Source organism: Streptomyces sp. NEAU-YJ-81 (genome assembly GCF_017592595.1).
Lineage (GTDB): Bacteria > Actinomycetota > Actinomycetes > Streptomycetales > Streptomycetaceae > Streptomyces > Streptomyces hygroscopicus_B.
This window is the reverse complement of the sequence record NZ_JAGFNO010000001.1, coordinates 221,155-240,838: the sequence shown is the minus strand read 5'-3', so window position 1 is coordinate 240,838 and position 19,684 is coordinate 221,155. Positions and strand designations below refer to the sequence as shown.

The window sequence follows — 19,684 nt, the reverse complement described above, 5'->3', positions numbered from 1 at the left end:
CGTGCTGGACCTTCCTTCCCCTCGTGAGGAAGGTCCGGCAACTCTGCGCCCTGCTGGCCTAATGCGCTGTCGCGCGCATTAGGTAACGGGTGTCACAATAGCGAGGGGCGTGTACGCCGTGCAATGGGTTACCGGGCGTAGGGCGCCCGGATGTCGTGAAGATCTGGTGCTCACGAGGGTGGAGGGGCCGTAGAGTCGGCGCGTCATGACAGAGCGACCACCGCATGGGTCGGCTCGCCCCGGGGGGCGTACGGCCCGGACTCGTGCCGCCGTGTTGGCGGCCGCGTACGAGGAGCTCGACCGCGACTCGTTCGCCGCGCTCACCCTTGACCGGCTCGCCCGGCGGTCGGGGGTGCATGTGTCGACCATCCGGCGGCGCTGGCGCACGGTGGAGGGGGTCGTCGTCGATCTGCTGGCCGAGCACAGCTCGACGCTGCCGACCCCGGACACCGGTGACTTCCGGCGGGACCTGACGCAACTCACGCAGGCCATAGCGGACTTCAACAACGCGCTGCGCAACCGCAACGTCATCCAGGGGCTGCTCGCGGCCGCCGCGCACGATCCCCGGGTCGAGGAGATCGTCCGAGCCGCGTTCGTGCGGCGCACCGAGGAGGTGACCCTGATCGCGCGGCAGGCGGTCGAGCGGGGGGAGATCCCCGAGGGCACCGAGGCGCGGGAGGTCATCGCCGCACTGGCGGCGCCCCTCTACTACCGGGTGCTCATTCTGCGCGGGTTCATCGACGAGCGGCTGGTGCGCACCAGCGTCGAGACGACGTATCAGGCCGCCCGCTCGGGGGTGTTCGTACGCGAGGGCGATCGCGAGGGCGATCGCGAGGGGGATCGCGAGGGGGATCGCAGGGGGTGATGGCGCCCCCGGGGCGGGGGCGCCATCGGCGGGGCGTCAGGAGGACGCGCCGCGTGCCTTGAGCATGTCGGCCATCAGCTGGATCTCCGACTGCTGGCCCTGGACCATGGTCGTGGCCAGATGCTTCTCGGTCGGGTCCTTGACCAGCTCGACCGCGCCCTTCGCCATCTCGACGCCGCCCTTGTGATGGGCGGTCATCAGCTTCAGGTAGAGCACCTCGGCCGCCTTGCCCTTGGCCTTGCGCAACTCGTCGAGCTGGGTGTTGGTGGCCATGCCCGGCATGAGCGAGCCGTCGTGCGGCTTGTACGCGCCGCCGTCCATGCCCTTCATCGAGCCGTGGTCCATGCCCTCCATACCGTCCATGCCGTTCTTCATCCACGTCATGGGCGGGTCCTCGGACGTCTTGCCCAGCCCCCACATGTCCAGCCAGCCCTGCAGCATCCCGCTCTGGGTGGCCTGCGTGCTGGCGATGTCGAACGCCAGCCGCCGCACCTCGTCGTCGCTGGTGCGGTCGCGCACGATGAACGACATCTCCACCGCCTGCTGGTGGTGGACGGACATGTCGCGGGCGAAACCGGCCTCGGCGGAGGTGTCCTTCGGCGTACCCGTGTCGGTCGTGCCCTCCGAGCGGTCGCTCGTCAGCCACAGCACGGCCACCGCCACCAGCGTCACCAGCGCGAGGGCGGCGGCGATCCCCGCCACCAGCGGCTGGCGTGCGGCGCGGCCGACGGCGGTTCCGTCGCTCACGAGGTCTTTCCGTTGGTGCAGTAGGCGCCGGGCTCGGGCGTCTGCTTGCCCTGGACGAACTTCTTGAAGAAGGCGGCCACCCGCGGGTCCGACGCCTTCTGGATGTCGAGCTGGTTGCCCCAGGCGTTGAGGACGATCGGCGCGTCCTGCTCCTGGTAGGGGCTGATCATCGAGTACGGGGTCTTCTTCACCCGCGCCGAGAGGGCGGCGATGTCCTCCTTCGGAGCCTTGTCGGTGTACGTCACCCACACCGCGCCGTGCTCCAGCGCGTGCACGGCGTTCTCCTTCGCCAGCGGCTTGGTGTAGACGTCGCCGTTGCAGTTCTGCCAGACCTGATTGTGGTTTCCGCCGACCGGCGGCGACATCGCGTACTTCACCGTGCCCTGGACATGCGTCCGGCCCAGGTTCTTCCAGGTCTTCATGCCCTTGAACTCGCCGGTCTTCACGACCGCGGAGGTGACCTTGGCCGCCTTCTCGTCCTTCTTGTTGCTCGCGTCGACGAGGAAGTAGCCCCCGACGGCGAGTCCGGCGACGATCACCGTGACGGAGGTGATGGTGATGGCCCGGAACCTGCGCTCGCGCGCCTTCTCCGCACGGCGCAGTTCCTCTATCTTCGCGCGGCGGTCGGCCGCGGTGCCCTTCGTCTTCGATCCCTTGGAGCCCATGGCTGTCCTTGTCCTCGGAGTGCTCAAAGTTCGCGCAGTTCGCGCAGTTCGCACGCTGGATGGGTGGAGCGGTGCATCGCGGTTACCGGCGCCGGCCTAGGTCCGAAGCACTTGGAGCTGATGGAGGCCGAGGGCGCGGACGGGGTGGTCGGGCGGCGCCCGGACGGAGTCCGGATTCCGGTGGCCGTCGGGCGGCGGAACCTCGGCGAGGAAGAGCGGGGGTACGGGCGTGGGCACCAGGGCCTGGACCACGCCCCGGGGGCCCGTGACACAGTCGTCGCTTCCGGAGCCGGTGCCGGAGCCGGTGCCGGAGCCGTCGGACGGGCCGTGCCCCGGAGACGGATAGGTGACCGGCTTCTCGTGCGGCTCGGCCGACGCGATGGTGTCCGCCGGGCGGCGCGGGCACCCCGTCGACAGGCCGTTGTGGTCGGCGGCGGGATGGACGCACGAGGGCGCCACCCATATCGCCGCGGCGAGCAGCAGAATGGCACGGCAGAGGACGGACGGCACGGTGCCGCGCACCGCGTCCCTCCGTATGTGGCCCTCTCCGCCCTGCCCTCTGCCCATCGCGCCAGATCGTAACCACTGTGACTGCCGCGACTGAATGGGCCCACGGCGGAACGTGGGCAAATGCCTGGTGGGGGCGCGGCATCAGGCGCGACGTCCGGTGGCCTCAGGTGTCCCGGCGTCAGCCGTGACTCAGGTGTCCCGGCGTCAGCCGCGCCGCCCCCCCCGCCCGCCGTATGCCGCCCCTCAGTAGACGCCCTCGATCACGGCCTCGTCGTCGAACATCGCGACCGGCCCCACATCGGCCACCGAGTCCCCGGCCGCGCCCTCGGGCGGCGGGACGCGGATCGCCAGATCGCGCTCGAGGTTGTTCGGCAGCAGAGCGGACTTGCTGACGTGGTTCATCACCACCTGGCCGCGTTCGCCGTACGGCACCGGCTCCCCGCTCGCCGGGTCCACCACCGAGAAGGTGACGAACGGCGTGCGCGGATCGAAGACACACGGCTCGTCCGGGCCGAGCCCCAGCCGCTCCGTGGCGCCGCCGAGGATCATGGTGTTGCCGTAGGTGCCGTAGAGCGCACAGCCGGGGAACACCTCGCTGCGCAGCAGATCGCGGGTGTCGGCGTCCATATGGGCGCCGCCCCACATGATGCCCTTGACCTTCTCCCCGATCAGCTCGATCAGGTCGTCATGCCGGGCCAGCCGCTCCAGCAGCGGCGGGGTGGTCATCAGCACCCCGATGTCCTGGGTGCGCAGGACGTGCGCCGCCTGCTCCACCAGGTGGCTCACATAGGCGTCGGTCTCCTCGGCCTTCCCGGCGGAGATCAGCTTCTTCACCCACCGCGGATCCATGTCGACGCGGAACATCAGCCCACCGTGCCGGGCGGCCGTGCCCGCGACCATCTCGCCGACCATATGGGGGCCGCTGGGCGCGATGGCGAGCCAGTCCACCCCGCGCGGGATGCCGAGCCCGTCGAGGTCGGCGCTCAGCCCGTGGGTGAGCCGGTCCAGCCAGTCGCGCAGACACACGATCCGCTTGGGCGCGCCGGTGGTGCCGCCGCTTTCGAAGACACCGACGATCCGGGCGTCGGCGCCGTAGCCCTGGGGGATCAGATCGCGCACCGGCACGTCGCGCAACTCCCCGGTGACATTGGGGAAGAGGGCGAGATCGGCGACGCCCTTGACGTCCCGGCGCGGATCGAAGTCCAGCGTGCGCGCCTTCCGCAGCCAGAACGGGGAGCCGGTGTCCGGGCCGAAGTGCCACTCCATGGCGGCGCGGATGTACTCGTCGGGGTCGGGGCGCTCGTCGAAGGGGACGTCGAGCACGGAAAGGGAAGCTGTCGGCACGGGTTGCTCCTCATGCTCCTCGTGGGGGACAGGCGACGCCGGGGCGGCGCCCGTCAGGACAGGCGGCGCGGGATCGGCGCCCGTCAGGACAGGCGACGCCGGATCGGCGCCGTCAGCCGCGGATGACGGCCTTCGTACGCATCAGGAACTCGCCGAGATACGCGTCGTGCGGGATGCCCGGGGCGATCCAGTGCGTGGGGTGGTCCCCGATGTAGAGGTTCTTGACGGACGGCTCGGCGAGCAGCGCGTCCAGCAGCGCCTCGTCCCCGGTGATGGCCGTGACGACCAGGCTGTCCCGGAGCGCGGCGACCCCCGCCGCACGCGTCCAGGGGGCCACCCAGACGCAGGGGAACGACAGCTCCATGCCCAGCCGCGGGTCCAGCGGATCGTCGAGCTGGAAGACGGCGGGACGCAGGGCGGCGCTGCCGTCGCCGAGGTCGTCCACCACCCCGTCGCCGCCCAGCCACGCCCGGGCGCCCGCGGCCTTGCCGAGCAGAAGGCGCTCGAAGCCGCGCGCGGTGTCGAGCGGATGGACCGGCAGCACCGCCTTCTCGTCCTGCGGCGGCAGGCTGGGGAGCGCGGCGAGCCGTTCCGCCAGCGCCTCGGCGACCGGCGCCGGATCGCCCTCGACGAGCACGGCGGTGGCGTTGACGCACGCGGTGCCGCCATGGCGGGCGATCGAGTCGACGACCACATCGAGGTGGTCGCGCCACTCCCGGTCGGCGGTGAGCAGGATCTTGGAGCGGCCGGGGCCGTTGGGCAGCACGGCCGGATCGGCGGCGTAGCGGTCGATGACCTCCTGGCCGCCGTAGACCATGGACAGATCCGCGCCGTGCAGGATCTCCCCGGCCGCGTCGTGGTCGGTGGGCAGCAGCACCACCTGATCAGTCCCGAAACCCGCCTCGCGCAGGGCGCTGACGAGCCGGTACGGGGTGAGCGGCTCACGGCGGGAGGGGCGTACGGCGACCCGGTAGCCCAGCGCGAGCGCCTCCAGCCACAGGGCGTGCACGGCGGGGTGGTTTCCGGCGGCGTGCACGGCGAAGACATCGCCGCGCCGGATCCACACCGCGGTGCCGCTGCGGGCGTACGGATCGCGCCAGTCGCCCACCGCCCCCATCGGGCGGGCCGCCTGGACGCTGCGGTACGCCTCGGTGGCGCTGAGCCGTATCGCCTCCACGGCGATCCGCACATTGGCGAGCGGGGTGCCCGACATCCGGCACACCGCGCTCTCGTACGCCGCCGCCGTCATCCCGGCGACGGTGCCGGTGGCGAACAGCTCCCCCGCCCGCTTCAGCGCGGCCAGTCGCTCCTCCAGCGGCGGGGTGGCGGCGGCGTGCAGCGCGGCCAGCGCGCGGGTGACGAACAGCCGGGGCACCAGGGAGAGTTCGGCCATGGGGGTGCCGGTGACATCGCTGATGGTGAGGCGGTGACGGGAGCGGTACGGCCCCTTGGGGCCGAGGGCGTCCAGGGCGTCCAGGGCCTGGAGGGCGGGTGGCGCGTCCGGGGAGCCTGGGGCGTGCGGCGCGTCCGGCGTGTCCACGGCATGCGGCGTGTCCACGGTATGCGGCGCGTCCGGGGCGTCCAGGGCGTCCGGGGTGGTGGCGGGCTGGGACACGCTGGCTCCTTCGCGGGCGGAGGACACACCGGCCCCTTGGCGGGCGCGGCGGGAAAGGGGTGAACCACGCTTATCCCACGGCGCGGACGGGACAGAGTCAATTGGCCCAAAGGCCATACCGGCCCCCTGGACCGGGCCGGGCGCACCGCGGGCCACGTACCATGCCCGGCCGGAGGTGGTAGGGACATGGGAGAGACAGGCGGCGGTCGCGTCCTGGTGACCGACGACGACGCGGCCATACGGCGGTCCCTGGAGCGCGGGCTGCGGCTCAACGGGTTCTCCGTGACCCTCGCGGACGGCGGCCACGCCGCGCTCGCCGCGGTGCGCGACGGCGCCCCCGATGTGGTGGTCCTGGACATCTCCATGCCCGACCTCAGCGGTATCGAGGTGTGCCGCGCCCTGCGCGGGGACGGCAATGACGTCCCCGTCCTGATGCTGTCGGCGCTCGACGAGGTGTCCGACCGGGTGGCCGGGCTGCAGGCCGGGGGCGACGACTATCTCGTCAAGCCGTTCGCGCTCCAGGAGTTGGTGCTGCGGCTGCACGCCCTGCTGCGCCGCCGTCCGCCCGCCGCCACCGACCGGGTGCGGGCCGGTGCGCTGGAGATGGCGCCGGAGGCCCGGGAGGCGTGGCTGGACGGGACGCCGCTGCGGCTCACCCGGCGCGAGTTCGAGCTGCTGGACATGTTCGCCCGCAACGCCGGGATCGTGCTCACCCGCGATCAGCTCCTGGACCGCGTCTGGGGCTATGACTTCGAGGTGCGGACGGACGCCGTGGACACCTTCGTCAGCTATCTGCGCCGCAAGCTGGAGGCGGGCGGCCGGCCCCGGATGCTGCACACGGTGCGCGGCGTGGGCTTTGTCCTGCGACCGTCCGGGCAGCCGGAGGGCCGCACAACCGGCCCGTGAACGGGGGATGTTCAGCTCCGCCCGGTGCTTCCGTGTATGCAGGGCGTTCCGGCCGTTCCGGCCCACAGAATTTCCACAAAGAAGGCTCCTAGCTTTTTCCCTAGTCCGGGACGGTCCGGCCCCTCCCGGGCCGTCCGGCTCCAAGGGAAGGAACAAGCACCATGCACCGTGGAAAGAGCGTCATCGTGGCCTGCGCGGCCACCGCTGCCCTGCTCGGTCCGGTGGGCGTCGCGGCGGCGGACGGCAGCGCCCCGGCCTCGACACCGGCCGCCGCCCCGAGCGCGAAGCCGCACAAGGGGGCGGGGGACGGCTCCCAGGGGCTGTGCAAGCGCTCCAAGAAGATCGACAAGCGGCTGGACCGGGCCCTGAAGCGGCTGAAGGGCCAGGCGTCCGTCAAGGGGTCCGTGGCCCGGCTGGCGAAGCGGGTCGAGCGGGCGAAGAAGGCGGACCACACCGAGGTCGAGACCTTCCTCAACCACAAGCTCACCTTCCGCAGGTCCCTCGTGACCACGCTCGAGCAGCGCCAGAAGGACCTGTCGAAGGTCCAGACGTGGTGCGCCTCGCGCGGTGAGGGTTCCGGCACATGAGGCGCGGCCGGCCCGTGCGGCGCGGCCCCTGGGCCGTGGCGGCCACGGCGGTGCTCTGCGCCGCGCTGGCCACCGGCTGCGGTGGCGGCAAGGGCGGTTCGGACGACGCGGACGGCTCGGACGGCTCATCGGGGTCGTCGTCCGCCCCGTCGGCCACCGCACCGGCTCCGTCCACCTCTGAGCTGGACGAGCTGAACAAGCTGGTGGACGACGCCGAGTCGGCGGCTGACAAGGCGGACTCCGACGCCGCGAGCGACAACTGACCCCGAACGACAAGTGATCGCAAGATGCCGGGAGGTCCCCGGCGCGGCATCGCGCCGGGGGCCCCCTCAGACGAGGGTGACCGGGGCGATCAGACCGGCGGTGGATCCGGCCGGTACGGGGTTGGCCTCGGCGCTGACCAGATCGCCGCTCTCCATGACACCGGAGCCGCTGACGTCCACATGGACCCGCAGCCCGTAGTTGTCGCCCGGGACCAGCTCAACCGGGACGGTGACACTGAACGGGACGTGGCCTCCCGGGCTCAGCGGCACATCGGTGAGGACCTGCGCCGCCACGATCGACTCGGGGGTATCGGAGCGGGACACATTGCGCACCTCCACCACCACCCGCGCCGCCCGCCCGGCGGGGGCGTCGGGGGGCAGGGTCACGATGCCGCTCAGGACACTGCTCACTCCGAGATGTTTTCCCCCTGGACGGAGGACTTGTTCCGCCATCCGGGTGGGAACGCCGTTCGGGCCGGGCGGAGCGTGTCGTCAGTCCGAGCAGGGGCGGCCGTTCAGGGTGAAGGATCCGGGTGGCCGGTTGCCGTCGTTCCAGGTGCCGAGGAAGCCCACGGAGAGGGAGCCGCCCGCCTTGACCCGCTTGTTGTAGTCGGCGGCGGTGGCGGTCACCTTCGAGCCGGCTTGAGTGAACTCCCCGTCCCACATCTGGGTCACCCGCTGCGAGTCGCGGAAGGTCCAGGTGACCCGCCAGTCGTCGAGGGGCTTGCGGGAGGTGAGGGTGACGGCGGCCTTGAAGCCGTCGGGCCATTCGGTGACCAGTTGGAAGCGGGCCGTGCAGTCGGCGTATGCGCCGTGCCTCCGGTCGGAAGGCGGCCTTCCGCCGTGGCCGGAGGCGGAGCCGGAGCCTGAGTCGCCCTTGGAGGGCGAGGGGGACGCGGAGGGGGAGTGATTGGGCTTCCTCGTCGAGCCCTTGCCGGGGTCGTGACCGGAGCCCTTGCCCGGGTCCTTGCCGTCGCTCCCGCCCTTCGAGGGGCTCGGGGAGGTGGGGGCGCCGGGGTTGTTCGGCGAGGAGGTGGCGGGCGCCAGGCTGGGGGTCTCCTCCGGGCCCAGGTACCCGTTGCTGCGGTCGTCGGAGTCCGCGGCGGTTCTGGTCAGCGCGACCAGTGTGGCGAGGGCGACGATGGCGATCACCGCCAGGATGACCGTCGTACGGGCCCTGCGTAACCGGCGGCGGGAGGCGCGGCTCCGGCTGACCCGGTGCCCCCCGGGGCGGGAAGCCCCCGCACCACCATCCGCCCCGCCCGCACCGGCTCTGCCTCCCGCCCCGGCTCTGCCGCCCGCGTCACCGGCCCGTCTGCTGCGCCGCGCCCCGATCACGTCCAGGACCCGGTCGCGCAGCCGCTCCCACAGCGGCGCGCGGACCGCGTGTGCGGTGGGCGCCGCGGCGCGGGCGCTCGGCGCGGTGCCCGGGGCCCGCTCGGCGAGTGCGCGGCGCCGCGCGAGGTAGGGGTGTGCGCCCCAGCCGATGACCCCGCCCGTCAGTGCGCCGGGCAGCCCCTCGCCGTCCACATACATGCAGGTGGCGGCGTCACGGCAGGTCCGGCAACGGGCGAGGTGCTGCCACAGGTCGGCGGGTGAGGGCGAGTCGGGCGCCCGGGTGGCGGCGTCCAGCAGCTTGGCGTAGCTGCGGCACTCCTCGTCGGTGAGGGTGTCCACATGGGCGCGCTGACACCGTTCACGGAAGGCCGCGCGGACCCGGGCGATCTCCTCGGTGGCGTACTCCGGGTCGTAGCCCAGTTGCCGGGCCACCGCCTCCGTGGACCGCGCCTCCACCTCGACCAGCCACAGCAGCTCCCCGTCCGCCTCCGGCAGATCCCGCAGAGCGCGCAGGGCGAGCGGCTGGTCGCGGGGCGGGGCGGCGAAGCGGGCGGCGAGGTCGGAGGTCAGCCACGTCCGCAGCTCCGGGTTGAGCCGGTCGCCGTGGCGGTGGGCGTGCCAGTCGGCGGCGGTCTTCCGTACCGACGTCAGAAAGAGCGGAAGCCACGGGAGGCGTTTGCCGAAGCCCCGGGTGCGGCGGTGGCGGGTCTCCCGAATACCCCGCCGGAACGCCTCGGTGGCGAGCCGCATCCCGTCTTCTGGAGTGGTCGTGCACAGTTCCGCGTAATCGGCGACCGCCTCCCAATAGGCGCCCAGCAGCGCCGTCGCGGAGGCCGCGCCATCGACTTCCTCGGCGGGCGCTTCGGCGAGACCGTGGAGCGCCGGGGAGCCGTCCCCGGGAGATTCCCTGGGCGATGAGTGGTCGGGCATGGAGGCAATTCCTCACTCACGAACAGCGGCGCCCCCGCCGGGGGCAACCCTCTCATAAACGGGCCGCGGGGTAGTCAGCCAACAGCACAGCTCTGCCTCGGAGTTGGGGATTCCCCTTACGGGGCGGGCCGAGCCTTTCACGCCGGTGACCTGGCTGACAAGAGACGTAGAGCAGTCCCCGTTTAGGGATTTCGAGCCGCCTGACAAGCCGTGAGGTCGTGCCGAATTGAGGTGAATAGTAGTCACGTTCACTGTCCGATGCGACAAGAAGTTGCATGCCGCAAAAGGTCCAGACCGCACCGTTCGCCGTGTGAACTCCTGCGCGTTTCCGGTGACTTCCGGTGAGGCGCGCCACGACCTCCGGTCCGGTGTCCCATCGCCATAACCAGCCGCGTGCCGAGGTCTGTGCGGTGTGACATTGCACTGTTACCGTTGAATGGACAAGTGGCCTGGTCCCCTCGCCGAGAAGGTTCCGCATGCCCGAGATTCCCGGTGTTTCCGCGCCCTGGCGTGGCGTTCATGTCGCCACGGCGCTTCCGTTCCATGACGATGACGAACTGTCGGTCGACTACGAGGGATACGCCGCCCATGTGCGGTTTCTCGCCGAGCACGGATGTGACGGGGTCTGCCCCAACGGGTCGTTGGGGGAGTACCAGACCCTGACGGACGAGGAGCGGGCGCGGGTGGTGCGGGTGGCCGTGGAGGCGGCGCCCGAGGGGTTCGGGGTGATGCCGGGGGTGGCGGCGTACGGGGCGCTGGAGAGCCGGCGGTGGGCGGAGCAGGCGCGGGAGGCCGGGGCGCGGGCGGTGCTGGCGCTGCCGCCGAACAGCTACCGCGCCGACCGGGAGGCCGTGGTCGGCCACTACCGCGAGGTGGCGCGGGCCGGGCTGCCGGTGGTGGCGTACAACAACCCCCATGACACCAAGGTCGACCTCACCCCGGAGCTGCTTGCCGAGCTGCACGGGGAGGGGCTGATCGTCGCGGTCAAGGAGTTCAGCGGGGATGTGCGGCGGGCGTACGAGATCGCCGAGCGCTCCCCCGGGCTGGATCTGCTGATCGGCGCCGACGACGTCCTGCTGGAGCTGGGGCTCGCCGGGGCCGTGGGGTGGATCGCCGGGTATCCGAACGCGATTCCCGAGGCCACCGTGGAGCTCTACCGGCTCGCCACCTCGGGCGTCGGCACGGACCTGGAGAAGGCGCTGCCGCTGTACCGCGCGCTGCATCCGCTGCTGCGCTGGGACTCCAGGACCGAGTTCGTCCAGGCCATCAAGGCGTCCATGGACCTCGCCGGGCTGCGCGGCGGATCCTGCCGGCCGCCGCGCTCGCGGCTGACCGGCGAGGTGGCGGCGCGCGTCGTGCGGGAGACCGAGACGGTGCTCGGGTTGGGGTACCGGTGAAGCGGCCGTCGGCGAAGGGGCGCCGGTGAGGTCGCGGCGGGTCCTGCACACCGTGGAGTCCCACACCGAGGGCATGCCCACCCGGGTGGTCACCGGCGGGGTGGGGACGCTCCCGGGCGCCACCATGGCCGAGCGCCGCCGGTGGTTCATCGAGCACCAGGACGATCTGCGCACCCTGCTGATGTACGAACCGCGCGGCCACTCCGCGATGAGCGGGGCCATCCTGCAGCCGCCGACCCGGCCGGACGCGGATCACGGAGTGCTCTTCATCGAGGTGTCCGGGGTGCTGCCGATGTGCGGGCACGGCACCATCGGGGTGGCCACGGTGCTGGTCGAGACCGGGATGGTCGAGGTGCGCGAGCCGGTCACCACCATCCGCCTGGACACCCCGGCGGGCCTGGTGGTCGCGGACGTCGCCGTACGCGACGGGGCCGCGACCTCGGTGACGATCCGGAACGTGCCCTCGTTCTGCCTGGCCACGGACCGTACGGTGCGGGTCCCCGGCCTCGGCGAGGTGCGCTACGACATCGCGTTCGGCGGCAACTTCTACGCCATCGTGGATCTAGACGCCCTCGGGCTGCCGTTTGACCGGGCGGCGGGGCAGGAGCTGCTGACCGCCGGGCTGAAGATCATGGAGGCGGTGAACGCGCAGGAGCCGCCGCACCACCCCGAGCGGCCGGACATCACCGGCTGCCACCATGTCTATCTGAAGGCCCCCGGGTCGACGGCGCGCCACTCCCGCCATGCCATGGCCATCCACCCGGGCTGGTTCGACCGCTCCCCCTGCGGGACCGGCACCTCCGCACGGATGGCGCAGCTTTACGCACGCGGTGAGCTGGGCCTCGACGAGGAGTTCGTGAACGAGTCGTTCATCGGGACGCGGTTCATCGGGCGGCTGCTGGAGGAGACCACGGTGGCGGGGCTGCCCGCCGTCGTGCCCGCGATCACCGGACGGGCGTGGGTCACCGGCACCGCGCAGTTCCATCTCGATCCCGACGATCCGTTTCCGGCCGGGTTCTTGATGTAGGGGGAGCGAGCGTGGCGATGGTGGGAAAGACATCCGATTCCCGTGGGCGCCCCTGCGGCCCGGGGCCGCTCGGCAAGCGCGAAAGCCTGCGTGCCCGGTCGTGACCCCGGACCGGCGCATCACGACTCCCGGGACCGCCGAGGAGCTGCCGAGCACCGCCGACCTGGTCGTCATCGGCGCCGGAGTGGTCGGTGCGGCCGCGGCCTGGTTCGCCGCCCTGGCGGGGCTGCGGGTCGTGGTGGTCGACCGGGGCGCCGTCGCGGGCGGCACCTCGGGTGCGGGCGAGGGAAACGTCCTGGTCTCGGACAAGGAGCCGGGCCCGGAGCTGGAACTCGCCCAATACTCGCGGCGGGTGTGGGGCGAGGACCTGGGCGCGTACGGCGGGCTGTGGGAGTTCGAGTCCAAGGGCGGGCTGGTGGTGGCCTCCTCACCCACCGCCCTGGGCGCGCTGCGGACGCTGGCCGAGCAACAGCGGGCCCTCGGTGTCGACGTACGGGAGGTGTCCGGGGCGGAGCTCCACGCCCTCGAACCGCGGCTGACCCGCGAGGCCGCCGGGGGCGCGCTGTATCCGCAGGACGCCCAGGTGCAGCCCATGCTGGCGGCGGCGCATCTGCTGCGGCTCGCGCGGCGGCGCGGAGCGGTGGTGCGGACGCGGACGGAGGTGGTGGGGTTCCTGCGGCCCGGCGGCGGGCCCGCGGGCTCACCGGTCACCGGCGTACGGACCCCCCACGGCACGGTCAGCGCCCCCGCCGTCCTGAACGCGGCGGGCACCTGGGCCGGTGCGGTGGCGGGGCTCGCGGGCGTCGAGCTGCCGGTGCTGCCGCGCCGGGGCTTCGTCCTCGTCACCGAACCCCTGCCGCCCGCGACCGTACGGCACAAGGTCTACGCGGCCGACTACGTGGACGCCGTGGCCAGTTCGGACGCGGAGCTTCAGGCGTCGCCGGTCGTGGAGGGCACGGGCGGCGGCACGGTGCTGATCGGCTCCACCCGGGAGCGGGTCGGCTTCGACCGGCGGCCCTCCCCCGCCGCCCTACGGGCGCTGGCCCGGGGCGCCATCGGGCTGTTCCCGGTGCTGGCGTCGGTGCGGGCGATGCGCGTGTACGCGGGCTTCCGGCCGTACTGCCCCGACCATCTGCCGGTCATCGGCCCCGACCCGCGCGCCCCCGGGCTGTGGCACGCCTGCGGCCACGAGGGCGCGGGCATCGGCCTCGCGGCGGGGACGGGGAAGTTGATCGCGCAGGCCCTGAGCGGGGAGGCGACGGAGCTGGACCTGACGCCGTTCGCCCCCGAACGCTTCGCATCCGAAGGAGGGCGCGGATGAGCCACGCGGGAAGTGAGCCCGTCGTCGGCACGGGATCGCCGCCGTACCGGCTGACCTTCGACGGCGCGACGGTCACGGCGCTGCCCGGGCAGAGCGTGGGCGCGGCGCTGGTGGCCGCCGGGATCGTGGCCTGGCGGACGACGCGGCGGGAGGGCAGGCCGCGCGGGCTGTTCTGCGGGATCGGGGTGTGCTTCGACTGCCTGATCACCGTGGACGGGCGACCCGGCCAGCGGGCCTGTCTGGTCCCGGCACGGGACGGGATGCGGCTGTCGGCGGAGGGCGGTGGCGTCGGCGACGGTGACGCTGCCGGTGCCGGTGCCGGTGGCGGTGGCGGTGGCGGTGCCGGTGGCAGTGGCGGTGGCGGTGGCGGCGGTGACCGTGCCGGTGGCAGTGGTGGTGGCGGTGCCCGTGGCAGTGACGGTGACCGTGGCCGTGACGGCAGCCGTGGCGGTGTCGATAGCGGTGTAGACGGCGAAGGCGGCGGTGATGGCGATGTCGACTGATCCGCCGACGTATGACGTGGCCGTCGTGGGCGCGGGACCCGCCGGGCTCTCCGCCGCCGTCGGCGCCGCCGAGGCGGGCCTGGACGTGGCTCTCATCGACGCGGGGCGCCTGCCCGGCGGCCAGTACTGGCGCCACGACGATGAACACTCCCCGCACCCCGGCCACCGCGACGGGCGGCTCTTCGCCCGCCTTCGCGCCCGGCTGCACCACCAGCGTCGCCTCGGCCGCCTCCACTACCTCCCCGGCCATCAGGTCTGGCTGATCGACCGCCCCCGCCCGGACACCGGGCCGTTCACCCTGCGCCTGAACGGTCCGTACGACACGGCCCCCGTCGAGCGGGACCGAGTGCGGGCCCGCGCCTTGGTGCTCTGCTGCGGCGCCCACGACCGCCAACTGCCGCTTCCCGGCTGGGACTTGCCCGGGGTGATGGCGGCCGGAGGTGTCCAGGCGCTGCTGAAGGGGCATCGGACGGCGGCGGGCCGCCGGGCGGTGGTCGCGGGCACGGGCCCGTTCCTGCTGCCGGTGGCGACGGGCCTGGCTCAGGCGGGTGTGCGCGTCCTGGCCGTATGCGAGGCCAACCCGGCGCACGGCTGGCTGCGCCACCTGGGCGGGGCGGCGCGGGCGCCCGCCAAGTCCGCCGAGGCGCTGCGGTACGCGGCGCTGATGGCCCGCCACCACATCCCGTACCGGACACGGGCCGCGGTGACCGAGATCCTGGGCGAGGACCGGGTGCGCGGGGTGCGGCTCGACGGCGGCGAGGTGCTCGAGGCCGATCTGGTGGCACTGGGCTGGGGGTTCACCCCCGCCCTCGAACTGCCCCTGATGGTCGGCGCCGCCACCCGGCGAGACCTCGACGGCTCCCTCGTCGCCGTGGTCGACGCCCGCCAGCGCACGACCGTCCCGGGCGTCCTGGCCGCGGGGGAGACCACGGGCGTGGGCGGCGCCGCGCCGGCCGTCGCCGAGGGACGCATGGCCGCCCTGACCCTGGCGGCGGCCCACGGGCTGCCGGTCGATCCGCGCGCCGCGCGACGGCTGCGCACCACGATCCGCCACGGCCGGGCCTTCGCCGCGGCCCTGCACCGCACCTACCCCGTGCCCGCCGGGTGGACTGACCGATTGACCGAACGCACGGTGGTCTGCCGCTGCGAGGAGGTCACCTACGGGGAGCTGTGCCGCGCCCGCAGCGAACTCGGCGCCGAGGACCCCCGCACCATGAAGCTCCTGGCCCGCCCGGGGATGGGCTGGTGCCAGGGCCGGATCTGCGGGTTCGCCGTCGCCGCCGTCACCGCGTCGCTGACCGGCCGCCCGGCCACGGCGGAGGATCTACGGCCGCTCTCGGCACGGCCGTTCGCGGCCCCGGTGACGCTGGGGGAGCTGGCGGGGATGGCGGACGGGGACGAGGGGCCGGGAGCCGACGCGGACAAGGAGCCCGGAACCGACGCCGACGAGGAGCCCGGAGCCGACGCCGACGGCGAGCCCTGAGCTCACGTTCGTTTCCCCTCGCGCAGATGCCAGCCTTCGTACTCGAATCGTTGGACGAATACCACCTGCCCGCCGTGTACCGGCTCGCAGATGCGGCGCTACCATCGGCGGATGCATACGTACCGGATCGGTGAGGCCGCGGCCCTGATGGGGGTCAGCGCCGACACCCTGCGGCGCTGGGTCGACAGCGGACGGCTGGCCGCCGAACGGGACGAGCAGGGGCGCCGGATCATCCCGGGCCCGGCGCTCGCCGCGTTCGCCCGCGAGGTCGCCAGTAGCGCGGAGCGCGACAACCCCGGCTCTTCGGCCCGTAATCGCTTCGCGGGGATCGTCACCGAGGTGATCCTGGGCGATGTGTCCGCGCAGGTGGAGATCCAGGCCGGGCCGTTCCGCGTGGTGTCCATGATCAGCCGGGAGTCGGCGGAGGAGCTGAAGCTGGAGCCCGGCGTTCCGGCCGTCGCCGTGATCAAGTCGACCAACGTGGTCGTGGAAACCCCGTGAGCACGCGCGCCGAGAGTGGCAGAGGCGGCAGAGGCGGCACAGGCGGCAGCGGCAGCAGAGGCAGAGAGGGAGAGACAGACTCCATGACGACCCGTTCCGTATCCGGATCCGGACCCCGAGTCCGTTGGACCTACCGTGCGGTGGGCGGTTTCGCGCTCGCCGCCATGGCGCTCACCGCCTGCTCCTCCGGCGACTCCGACGACTCCTCCAAGAAGTCCGACTCCGGCTCCTCCTCGAAGAAGCCGTCCGGCACGGTGACCGTGTTCGCGGCGGCCTCGCTGAAGGAGAGCTTCACCGCGCTGGGCAAGACCTTCGAGAAGGCACACCCCGGTACCAAGGTCTCCTTCAACTTCGGCGGCAGCGACGCCCTCGCGGCCAGCATCACCTCCGGTGCGCCCGCCGATGTCTTCGCCGCCGCGAGCCCGAAGACCATGAAGACCGTCACCGACGCCAAGGACGCCAAGGGCACCCCGGTCACCTTCGTCCGCAATCAGCTCGAGATCGCGACCCTCCCGGGCAACCCGAAGAAGATCGCGACGCTGAAGGACCTCACCCGCTCCGGGCTGAAGGTCGCGCTGTGCGCCAAGGAGGTGCCCTGCGGCTCGGCGGCCCAGAAGGCGCTGGACGCGTCCAAGCTGAAGCTCACCCCGGTCTCGTACGAGCAGGACGTCAAGGGCGCCCTGACCAAGGTGCAGCTCAAGGAGGTGGACGCCTCCGTCGTCTACAAGACCGATGTGAAGGCGGCGGGCGGCAAGGTCGCGGGCGTGGAGTTCCCCGAGTCCAAGCAGGCCATCAACGACTATCCGATCGCCCTGCTGAAGAACGCCCCCAACGCCGAGGCGGCCACCGCCTTCATCGACCTGGTGAAGTCCGCGCAGGGCCAGAAGGTGCTCGGCGAGGCCGGTTTCCTCAAGCCGTGACGGAGCCGAAGGCGGGGACGCCGAAGGCGGGGGCAGTGCCGGACGCCGCGACCGGCCCGGCGGAAGTGCTGGACGGCGGCTCGCGCCGACGGTCCGGCACCCCCCGCTTCCGGACGGGGGTCCCGCTGCCGCTGCTGCTGCCCGCCCTCGGCGGACTGGTCTTCCTGGTGCTTCCGCTGGTGGCGCTGCTGGTCCGCGCGCCCTGGCGGAGCCTGCCCGACCAGCTCACGAGTGTCGCGGTGTGGCAGGCGCTACGGCTTTCGCTGATCACCGCGACCGCCGCCACCGCCGTGGCGCTGGTGCTGGGCGTGCCACTGGCCTGGCTGCTGGCCCGCGCCCGCTTCCCCGGCCGCCGGCTGGTGCGCGCCCTGGTGACCCTGCCGCTGGTGCTGCCGCCGGTGGTGGGCGGTGTGGCGCTGCTGCTCGCGCTGGGCCGCAACGGGATCGTCGGCCGCTGGCTGGACTCGGCGTTCGGCATCACGCTGCCGTTCACCACGGTGGGGGTGGTGATCGCGGAGGCGTTCGTGGCGATGCCGTTCCTCGTGATCAGCGTCGAGGGCACGCTGCGGGCCGCCGATCCGCGCTACGAAGAGGCCGCCACCACCCTCGGCGCCTCGCGTTTCACCGCCTTCCGGCGCGTCACCCTGCCGATGGTCGCGCCCGGCGTGGCCGCGGGCGCGGTGCTGGCGTGGGCGCGGGCGCTGGGCGAGTTCGGCGCCACTATCACGTTCGCGGGCAACTTCCCCGGCCGTACGCAGACGATGCCGCTGTCGGTGTATCTCGCGCTGCAGAGCGACCCGGCCGCCGCCATCGCGCTCAGCCTCGTCCTGCTTGCCGTCTCCATCGCGGTCCTGGCCGGGCTGCGCGACCGCTGGATGGCCGCCTCATGACCACGAACACGTCTCTCGCCGAGAACGCCGGGCCGCGCGACCGCCGGACGGCCGCCTCATGACCACGGACGCATCCCCCATCGAGGACGCCGGGCCGCGCACCGACGGCCTTGACGCCCGCCTCGTCGTGGACCGCGGCACCTTCCGCCTCGACCTGCGGCTGTCCGCCGCCCCCGGCGAGGTGGTCGCCCTGCTCGGCCCCAACGGCGCGGGCAAGACCACCGCCCTGCGCGCCCTGGCCGGACTCACCCCGCTCACCACGGGGGCGCTGCGGCTGGACGGCCGCACCCTGGAGGAGCCGGAGCGCCGGCTGAGGACCCCGCCCGAACACCGCCCGGTCGGCGTCGTCTTCCAGGACTATCTGCTCTTCCCTCACCTCACCGCGCTCGACAACGTGGCCTTCGGCCCGCGCTGCCACGGGGTGCCGAAGGCGGAGGCCCGCGCCCAGGCTGCCGACTGGCTGGAGCGGATGGGCCTGACCGACCGCGCGGGCGCCAAACCCCGCGCCCTGTCCGGCGGCCAGGCGCAGCGGGTCGCCCTCGCCCGCGCCCTCGCCACCCGCCCCCGGCTGCTCCTGCTGGACGAGCCACTGGCCGCGCTGGACGCCCGCACCCGCCTCGACGTGCGCGCCGGGCTCCGCCGCCATCTGGCCGAGTTCGAGGCGGTGGCCGTCCTGGTCACCCATGACCCGCTGGACGCGATGGTGCTCGCCGACCGGCTCGTGGTCGTGGAGGAGGGCCGTATCGTCCAGGAGGGCGCCCCCTCGGACATCTCCCGCCGCCCCCGCACCGACTACATCGCCAGCCTTGTCGGCCTCAACCTCTACCAGGGCCGCGCCGACGGCCACACCGTACGGCTCGACGGCGGCGCCACCATCACCACCACCGAGGACCTCACCGGCCCGGTCTTCGTCGCCTTCCCACCCGCCGCGGTCACCCTCCACCGCGACCGCCCCGACTCCAGCGCACGCAACCTGTGGCGGCTGGAGGTCGCCGGTATGGAGTCACACGGCGACCAGATCCGCGTCGACCTCACCGGCGAACTCCCCCTGCTGGCCGACCTCACGACGGTGGCGGTGGCCGAACTCGCCCTCCACCCGGGCCGCACCGTCTGGGCCACCCTCAAGGCGACCCAGACCCACGCGTATCCGGCCTGAGCCGGGCCGGCGCACCTACGCGAAGGCCCACCTCGCAGAGCGGTCGGCACACCCACAGCTCGACCCCCTGGGTGCGGCCGCCGCAGGTCCACTCGACCGTGCCGAGCAACTGATCGGCGTACAGCCGCCGCCCGCACAGGGCACAGTGCCAGCCCTCCAGTTGCGGCCCGGTCAGCGTGTCGGGGTCCGGCATCTCGATGCCCCGCACTGCCGCGAGCGGCTGCTGGGCGGCTGAACCCCCGTCGGTCACCGGTCGTCCTCCTCGCCGATCCCGAGCTCGGCGACGGCCGCCCTGGCCAGCGCCTCGCGGAGCCGATTGGCGTCGGTGAGATATCGCCCCGGCCCGAGCGGGACGCGCCAGTGCAGATACGGCCCGCTGGTGCGGTCGATGGGGGGAACGCCGATGTACGAGGTCTCGACGCGCCCCGTACCGAGCGTCTGAACCTGCCGGATGCGTCGCCAGTACTGGGCGCTTCCCGGGCGGATGAGCCAGTACATGAGGTTGTAGTCGGCGATGACGGCGCCGGTTCCCCCACCGAGTAACTCCAGCGCCCACCCGCCAAGCGCCTCCGGCGCCCGTACGACGTCCCAGTGCGGGCCGACCCGCACCATCTCTACGTCGGCGCCGCGCGGTGGCGCCCATGGTTCGGACTTGAGAGAGTCGGCTGCCATGGCTGGTGCTGTCCCATCTGCCTGGTCGGTGTGGACAGGTAGAT

General features: G+C 72.9%; 21 protein-coding genes and 1 pseudogene. 13 read left to right on the top strand and 9 right to left on the bottom strand.

From position 1 onward, the window contains the following. Positions 1 to 205 precede the first annotated feature (205 nt). Positions 206 to 865, top strand: a complete 660-nt coding sequence (locus J5X86_RS01085; protein WP_208514958.1) for a TetR-like C-terminal domain-containing protein — start codon at positions 206 to 208, stop codon at positions 863 to 865. A gap of 36 nt (positions 866 to 901) precedes the next feature. On the opposite strand, the gene J5X86_RS01080 is transcribed toward J5X86_RS01085, so the two are convergent. From J5X86_RS01080 to J5X86_RS01060, 5 genes are all read right to left on the bottom strand, one after another. Next, positions 902 to 1,612 carry a DUF305 domain-containing protein gene (locus J5X86_RS01080; RefSeq protein WP_208514957.1) on the bottom strand — a complete coding sequence of 237 codons (711 nt, stop codon included), beginning with the start codon at positions 1,610 to 1,612 and terminating at the stop codon, positions 902 to 904. Next, positions 1,609 to 2,277 (bottom strand): DUF3105 domain-containing protein, encoded by a 669-nt coding sequence (locus J5X86_RS01075; RefSeq protein ID WP_208514956.1) that lies wholly within the window; start codon positions 2,275 to 2,277, stop codon positions 1,609 to 1,611. The genes J5X86_RS01080 and J5X86_RS01075 overlap by 4 nt, the downstream gene beginning before the upstream one ends. A gap of 96 nt (positions 2,278 to 2,373) precedes the next feature. Beyond that, positions 2,374 to 2,844 (bottom strand): hypothetical protein, encoded by a 471-nt coding sequence (locus J5X86_RS01070; protein ID WP_208514955.1) that lies wholly within the window; start codon positions 2,842 to 2,844, stop codon positions 2,374 to 2,376. A 186-nt stretch (positions 2,845 to 3,030) separates the two neighbouring features. After that, the gene (locus tag J5X86_RS01065; RefSeq protein ID WP_208514954.1) at positions 3,031 to 4,131 is read right to left on the bottom strand and encodes an AMP-binding protein; all 1,101 of its coding nucleotides are present in this window, start codon (positions 4,129 to 4,131) and stop codon (positions 3,031 to 3,033) included. A gap of 112 nt (positions 4,132 to 4,243) precedes the next feature. After that, positions 4,244 to 5,608 (bottom strand): aldehyde dehydrogenase family protein, encoded by a 1,365-nt coding sequence (locus tag J5X86_RS01060; RefSeq protein WP_208515623.1) that lies wholly within the window; start codon positions 5,606 to 5,608, stop codon positions 4,244 to 4,246. A 324-nt stretch (positions 5,609 to 5,932) separates the two neighbouring features. Between J5X86_RS01060 and J5X86_RS01055 the strand changes: the two genes are divergently transcribed. The 3 genes from J5X86_RS01055 to J5X86_RS01045 all read left to right on the top strand — a co-directional run bounded on the left by J5X86_RS01055 (position 5,933) and on the right by J5X86_RS01045 (position 7,502). Then, positions 5,933 to 6,652, top strand: a complete 720-nt coding sequence (locus tag J5X86_RS01055; protein WP_208514953.1) for a response regulator transcription factor — start codon at positions 5,933 to 5,935, stop codon at positions 6,650 to 6,652. A 161-nt stretch (positions 6,653 to 6,813) separates the two neighbouring features. Further along, positions 6,814 to 7,239, top strand: a complete 426-nt coding sequence (locus tag J5X86_RS01050) for a hypothetical protein (RefSeq protein ID WP_208514952.1) — start codon at positions 6,814 to 6,816, stop codon at positions 7,237 to 7,239. Then, positions 7,236 to 7,502 (top strand): hypothetical protein, encoded by a 267-nt coding sequence (locus J5X86_RS01045; RefSeq protein WP_208514951.1) that lies wholly within the window; start codon positions 7,236 to 7,238, stop codon positions 7,500 to 7,502. The genes J5X86_RS01050 and J5X86_RS01045 overlap by 4 nt, the downstream gene beginning before the upstream one ends. A 66-nt stretch (positions 7,503 to 7,568) precedes the next feature. Here the strand turns inward: J5X86_RS01045 and J5X86_RS01040 are convergent, their stop codons facing one another. Both J5X86_RS01040 and J5X86_RS01035 read right to left on the bottom strand, forming a co-directional pair. Continuing rightward, positions 7,569 to 7,913 (bottom strand): hypothetical protein, encoded by a 345-nt coding sequence (locus J5X86_RS01040; RefSeq protein WP_208514950.1) that lies wholly within the window; start codon positions 7,911 to 7,913, stop codon positions 7,569 to 7,571. A gap of 81 nt (positions 7,914 to 7,994) precedes the next feature. Continuing rightward, on the bottom strand, positions 7,995 to 9,770 hold the full coding sequence (locus J5X86_RS01035; protein WP_208514949.1) for a cellulose binding domain-containing protein: 1,776 nt from the start codon (positions 9,768 to 9,770) through the stop codon (positions 7,995 to 7,997). 476 nt (positions 9,771 to 10,246) lie between these two features. On the opposite strand from J5X86_RS01035, the gene J5X86_RS01030 reads away from it, so the two are divergent. From J5X86_RS01030 to J5X86_RS00990, 9 genes and pseudogenes are all read left to right on the top strand, one after another. Further along, positions 10,247 to 11,167: a dihydrodipicolinate synthase family protein gene (locus J5X86_RS01030; RefSeq protein ID WP_014053685.1), complete on the top strand. Its 921-nt coding sequence runs from the start codon at positions 10,247 to 10,249 to the stop codon at positions 11,165 to 11,167. 25 nt (positions 11,168 to 11,192) lie between these two features. After that, positions 11,193 to 12,194, top strand: a complete 1,002-nt coding sequence (locus J5X86_RS01025; RefSeq protein ID WP_208514948.1) for a proline racemase family protein — start codon at positions 11,193 to 11,195, stop codon at positions 12,192 to 12,194. Positions 12,195 to 12,294: 100 nt separating this feature from the next. Further along, positions 12,295 to 13,515: an FAD-binding oxidoreductase gene (locus tag J5X86_RS01020; RefSeq protein WP_308124415.1), complete on the top strand. Its 1,221-nt coding sequence runs from the start codon at positions 12,295 to 12,297 to the stop codon at positions 13,513 to 13,515. Next, positions 13,512 to 13,799, top strand: a pseudogene (locus tag J5X86_RS50325) ((2Fe-2S)-binding protein); the annotation flags it as partial. The gene J5X86_RS01020 and the pseudogene J5X86_RS50325, both read left to right, overlap by 4 nt. A gap of 202 nt (positions 13,800 to 14,001) precedes the next feature. Then, positions 14,002 to 15,501: an FAD-dependent oxidoreductase gene (locus J5X86_RS01010; protein ID WP_243979180.1), complete on the top strand. Its 1,500-nt coding sequence runs from the start codon at positions 14,002 to 14,004 to the stop codon at positions 15,499 to 15,501. Between the two features lie 111 nt (positions 15,502 to 15,612). After that, on the top strand, positions 15,613 to 16,002 hold the full coding sequence (locus tag J5X86_RS01005; protein WP_208514945.1) for a molybdopterin-binding protein: 390 nt from the start codon (positions 15,613 to 15,615) through the stop codon (positions 16,000 to 16,002). Between the two features lie 83 nt (positions 16,003 to 16,085). Further along, entirely contained in the window at positions 16,086 to 16,922 is an 837-nt protein-coding gene (modA, locus tag J5X86_RS01000; RefSeq protein WP_208514944.1) for a molybdate ABC transporter substrate-binding protein, read from the top strand. A gap of 65 nt (positions 16,923 to 16,987) precedes the next feature. Next, positions 16,988 to 17,812 (top strand): ABC transporter permease, encoded by an 825-nt coding sequence (locus tag J5X86_RS00995; protein WP_308124445.1) that lies wholly within the window; start codon positions 16,988 to 16,990, stop codon positions 17,810 to 17,812. 58 nt (positions 17,813 to 17,870) lie between these two features. After that, positions 17,871 to 18,968, top strand: a complete 1,098-nt coding sequence (locus J5X86_RS00990; protein ID WP_208514943.1) for an ABC transporter ATP-binding protein — start codon at positions 17,871 to 17,873, stop codon at positions 18,966 to 18,968. On the opposite strand, the gene J5X86_RS00985 is transcribed toward J5X86_RS00990, so the two are convergent. Together J5X86_RS00985 and J5X86_RS00980 are read right to left on the bottom strand one after the other, a co-directional pair. Continuing rightward, entirely contained in the window at positions 18,934 to 19,218 is a 285-nt protein-coding gene (locus tag J5X86_RS00985; protein WP_308124414.1) for a hypothetical protein, read from the bottom strand. The genes J5X86_RS00990 and J5X86_RS00985 overlap by 35 nt on opposite strands. Beyond that, a complete protein-coding gene (locus tag J5X86_RS00980) occupies positions 19,215 to 19,640 on the bottom strand; it encodes a hypothetical protein (protein ID WP_243979177.1) in 426 nt (141 codons plus the stop codon). Before J5X86_RS00980 ends, J5X86_RS00985 begins: the two co-directional genes overlap by 4 nt. Positions 19,641 to 19,684: the final 44 nt, after the last annotated feature.

Excerpts from the sequence above, each read along its gene's own strand:
- J5X86_RS01085 (WP_208514958.1), top strand. The coding sequence starts at position 206 with ATGACAGAGCGACCACCGCATGGGTCGGCTCGCCCCGGGGGGCGTACG.
- J5X86_RS01075 (WP_208514956.1), bottom strand. The coding sequence starts at position 2,277 with ATGGGCTCCAAGGGATCGAAGACGAAGGGCACCGCGGCCGACCGCCGC.
- J5X86_RS01070 (WP_208514955.1), bottom strand. The coding sequence starts at position 2,844 with ATGGGCAGAGGGCAGGGCGGAGAGGGCCACATACGGAGGGACGCGGTG.
- J5X86_RS01055 (WP_208514953.1), top strand. The coding sequence starts at position 5,933 with ATGGGAGAGACAGGCGGCGGTCGCGTCCTGGTGACCGACGACGACGCG.
- J5X86_RS01050 (WP_208514952.1), top strand. The coding sequence starts at position 6,814 with ATGCACCGTGGAAAGAGCGTCATCGTGGCCTGCGCGGCCACCGCTGCC.
- J5X86_RS01045 (WP_208514951.1), top strand. The coding sequence starts at position 7,236 with ATGAGGCGCGGCCGGCCCGTGCGGCGCGGCCCCTGGGCCGTGGCGGCC.
- J5X86_RS01035 (WP_208514949.1), bottom strand. The coding sequence starts at position 9,770 with ATGCCCGACCACTCATCGCCCAGGGAATCTCCCGGGGACGGCTCCCCG.
- J5X86_RS01030 (WP_014053685.1), top strand. The coding sequence starts at position 10,247 with ATGCCCGAGATTCCCGGTGTTTCCGCGCCCTGGCGTGGCGTTCATGTC.
- J5X86_RS01010 (WP_243979180.1), top strand. The coding sequence starts at position 14,002 with ATGGCGATGTCGACTGATCCGCCGACGTATGACGTGGCCGTCGTGGGC.
- J5X86_RS01005 (WP_208514945.1), top strand. The coding sequence starts at position 15,613 with ATGCATACGTACCGGATCGGTGAGGCCGCGGCCCTGATGGGGGTCAGC.
- modA (WP_208514944.1), top strand. The coding sequence starts at position 16,086 with ATGACGACCCGTTCCGTATCCGGATCCGGACCCCGAGTCCGTTGGACC.
- J5X86_RS00990 (WP_208514943.1), top strand. The coding sequence starts at position 17,871 with ATGACCACGGACGCATCCCCCATCGAGGACGCCGGGCCGCGCACCGAC.
- J5X86_RS00980 (WP_243979177.1), bottom strand. The coding sequence starts at position 19,640 with ATGGCAGCCGACTCTCTCAAGTCCGAACCATGGGCGCCACCGCGCGGC.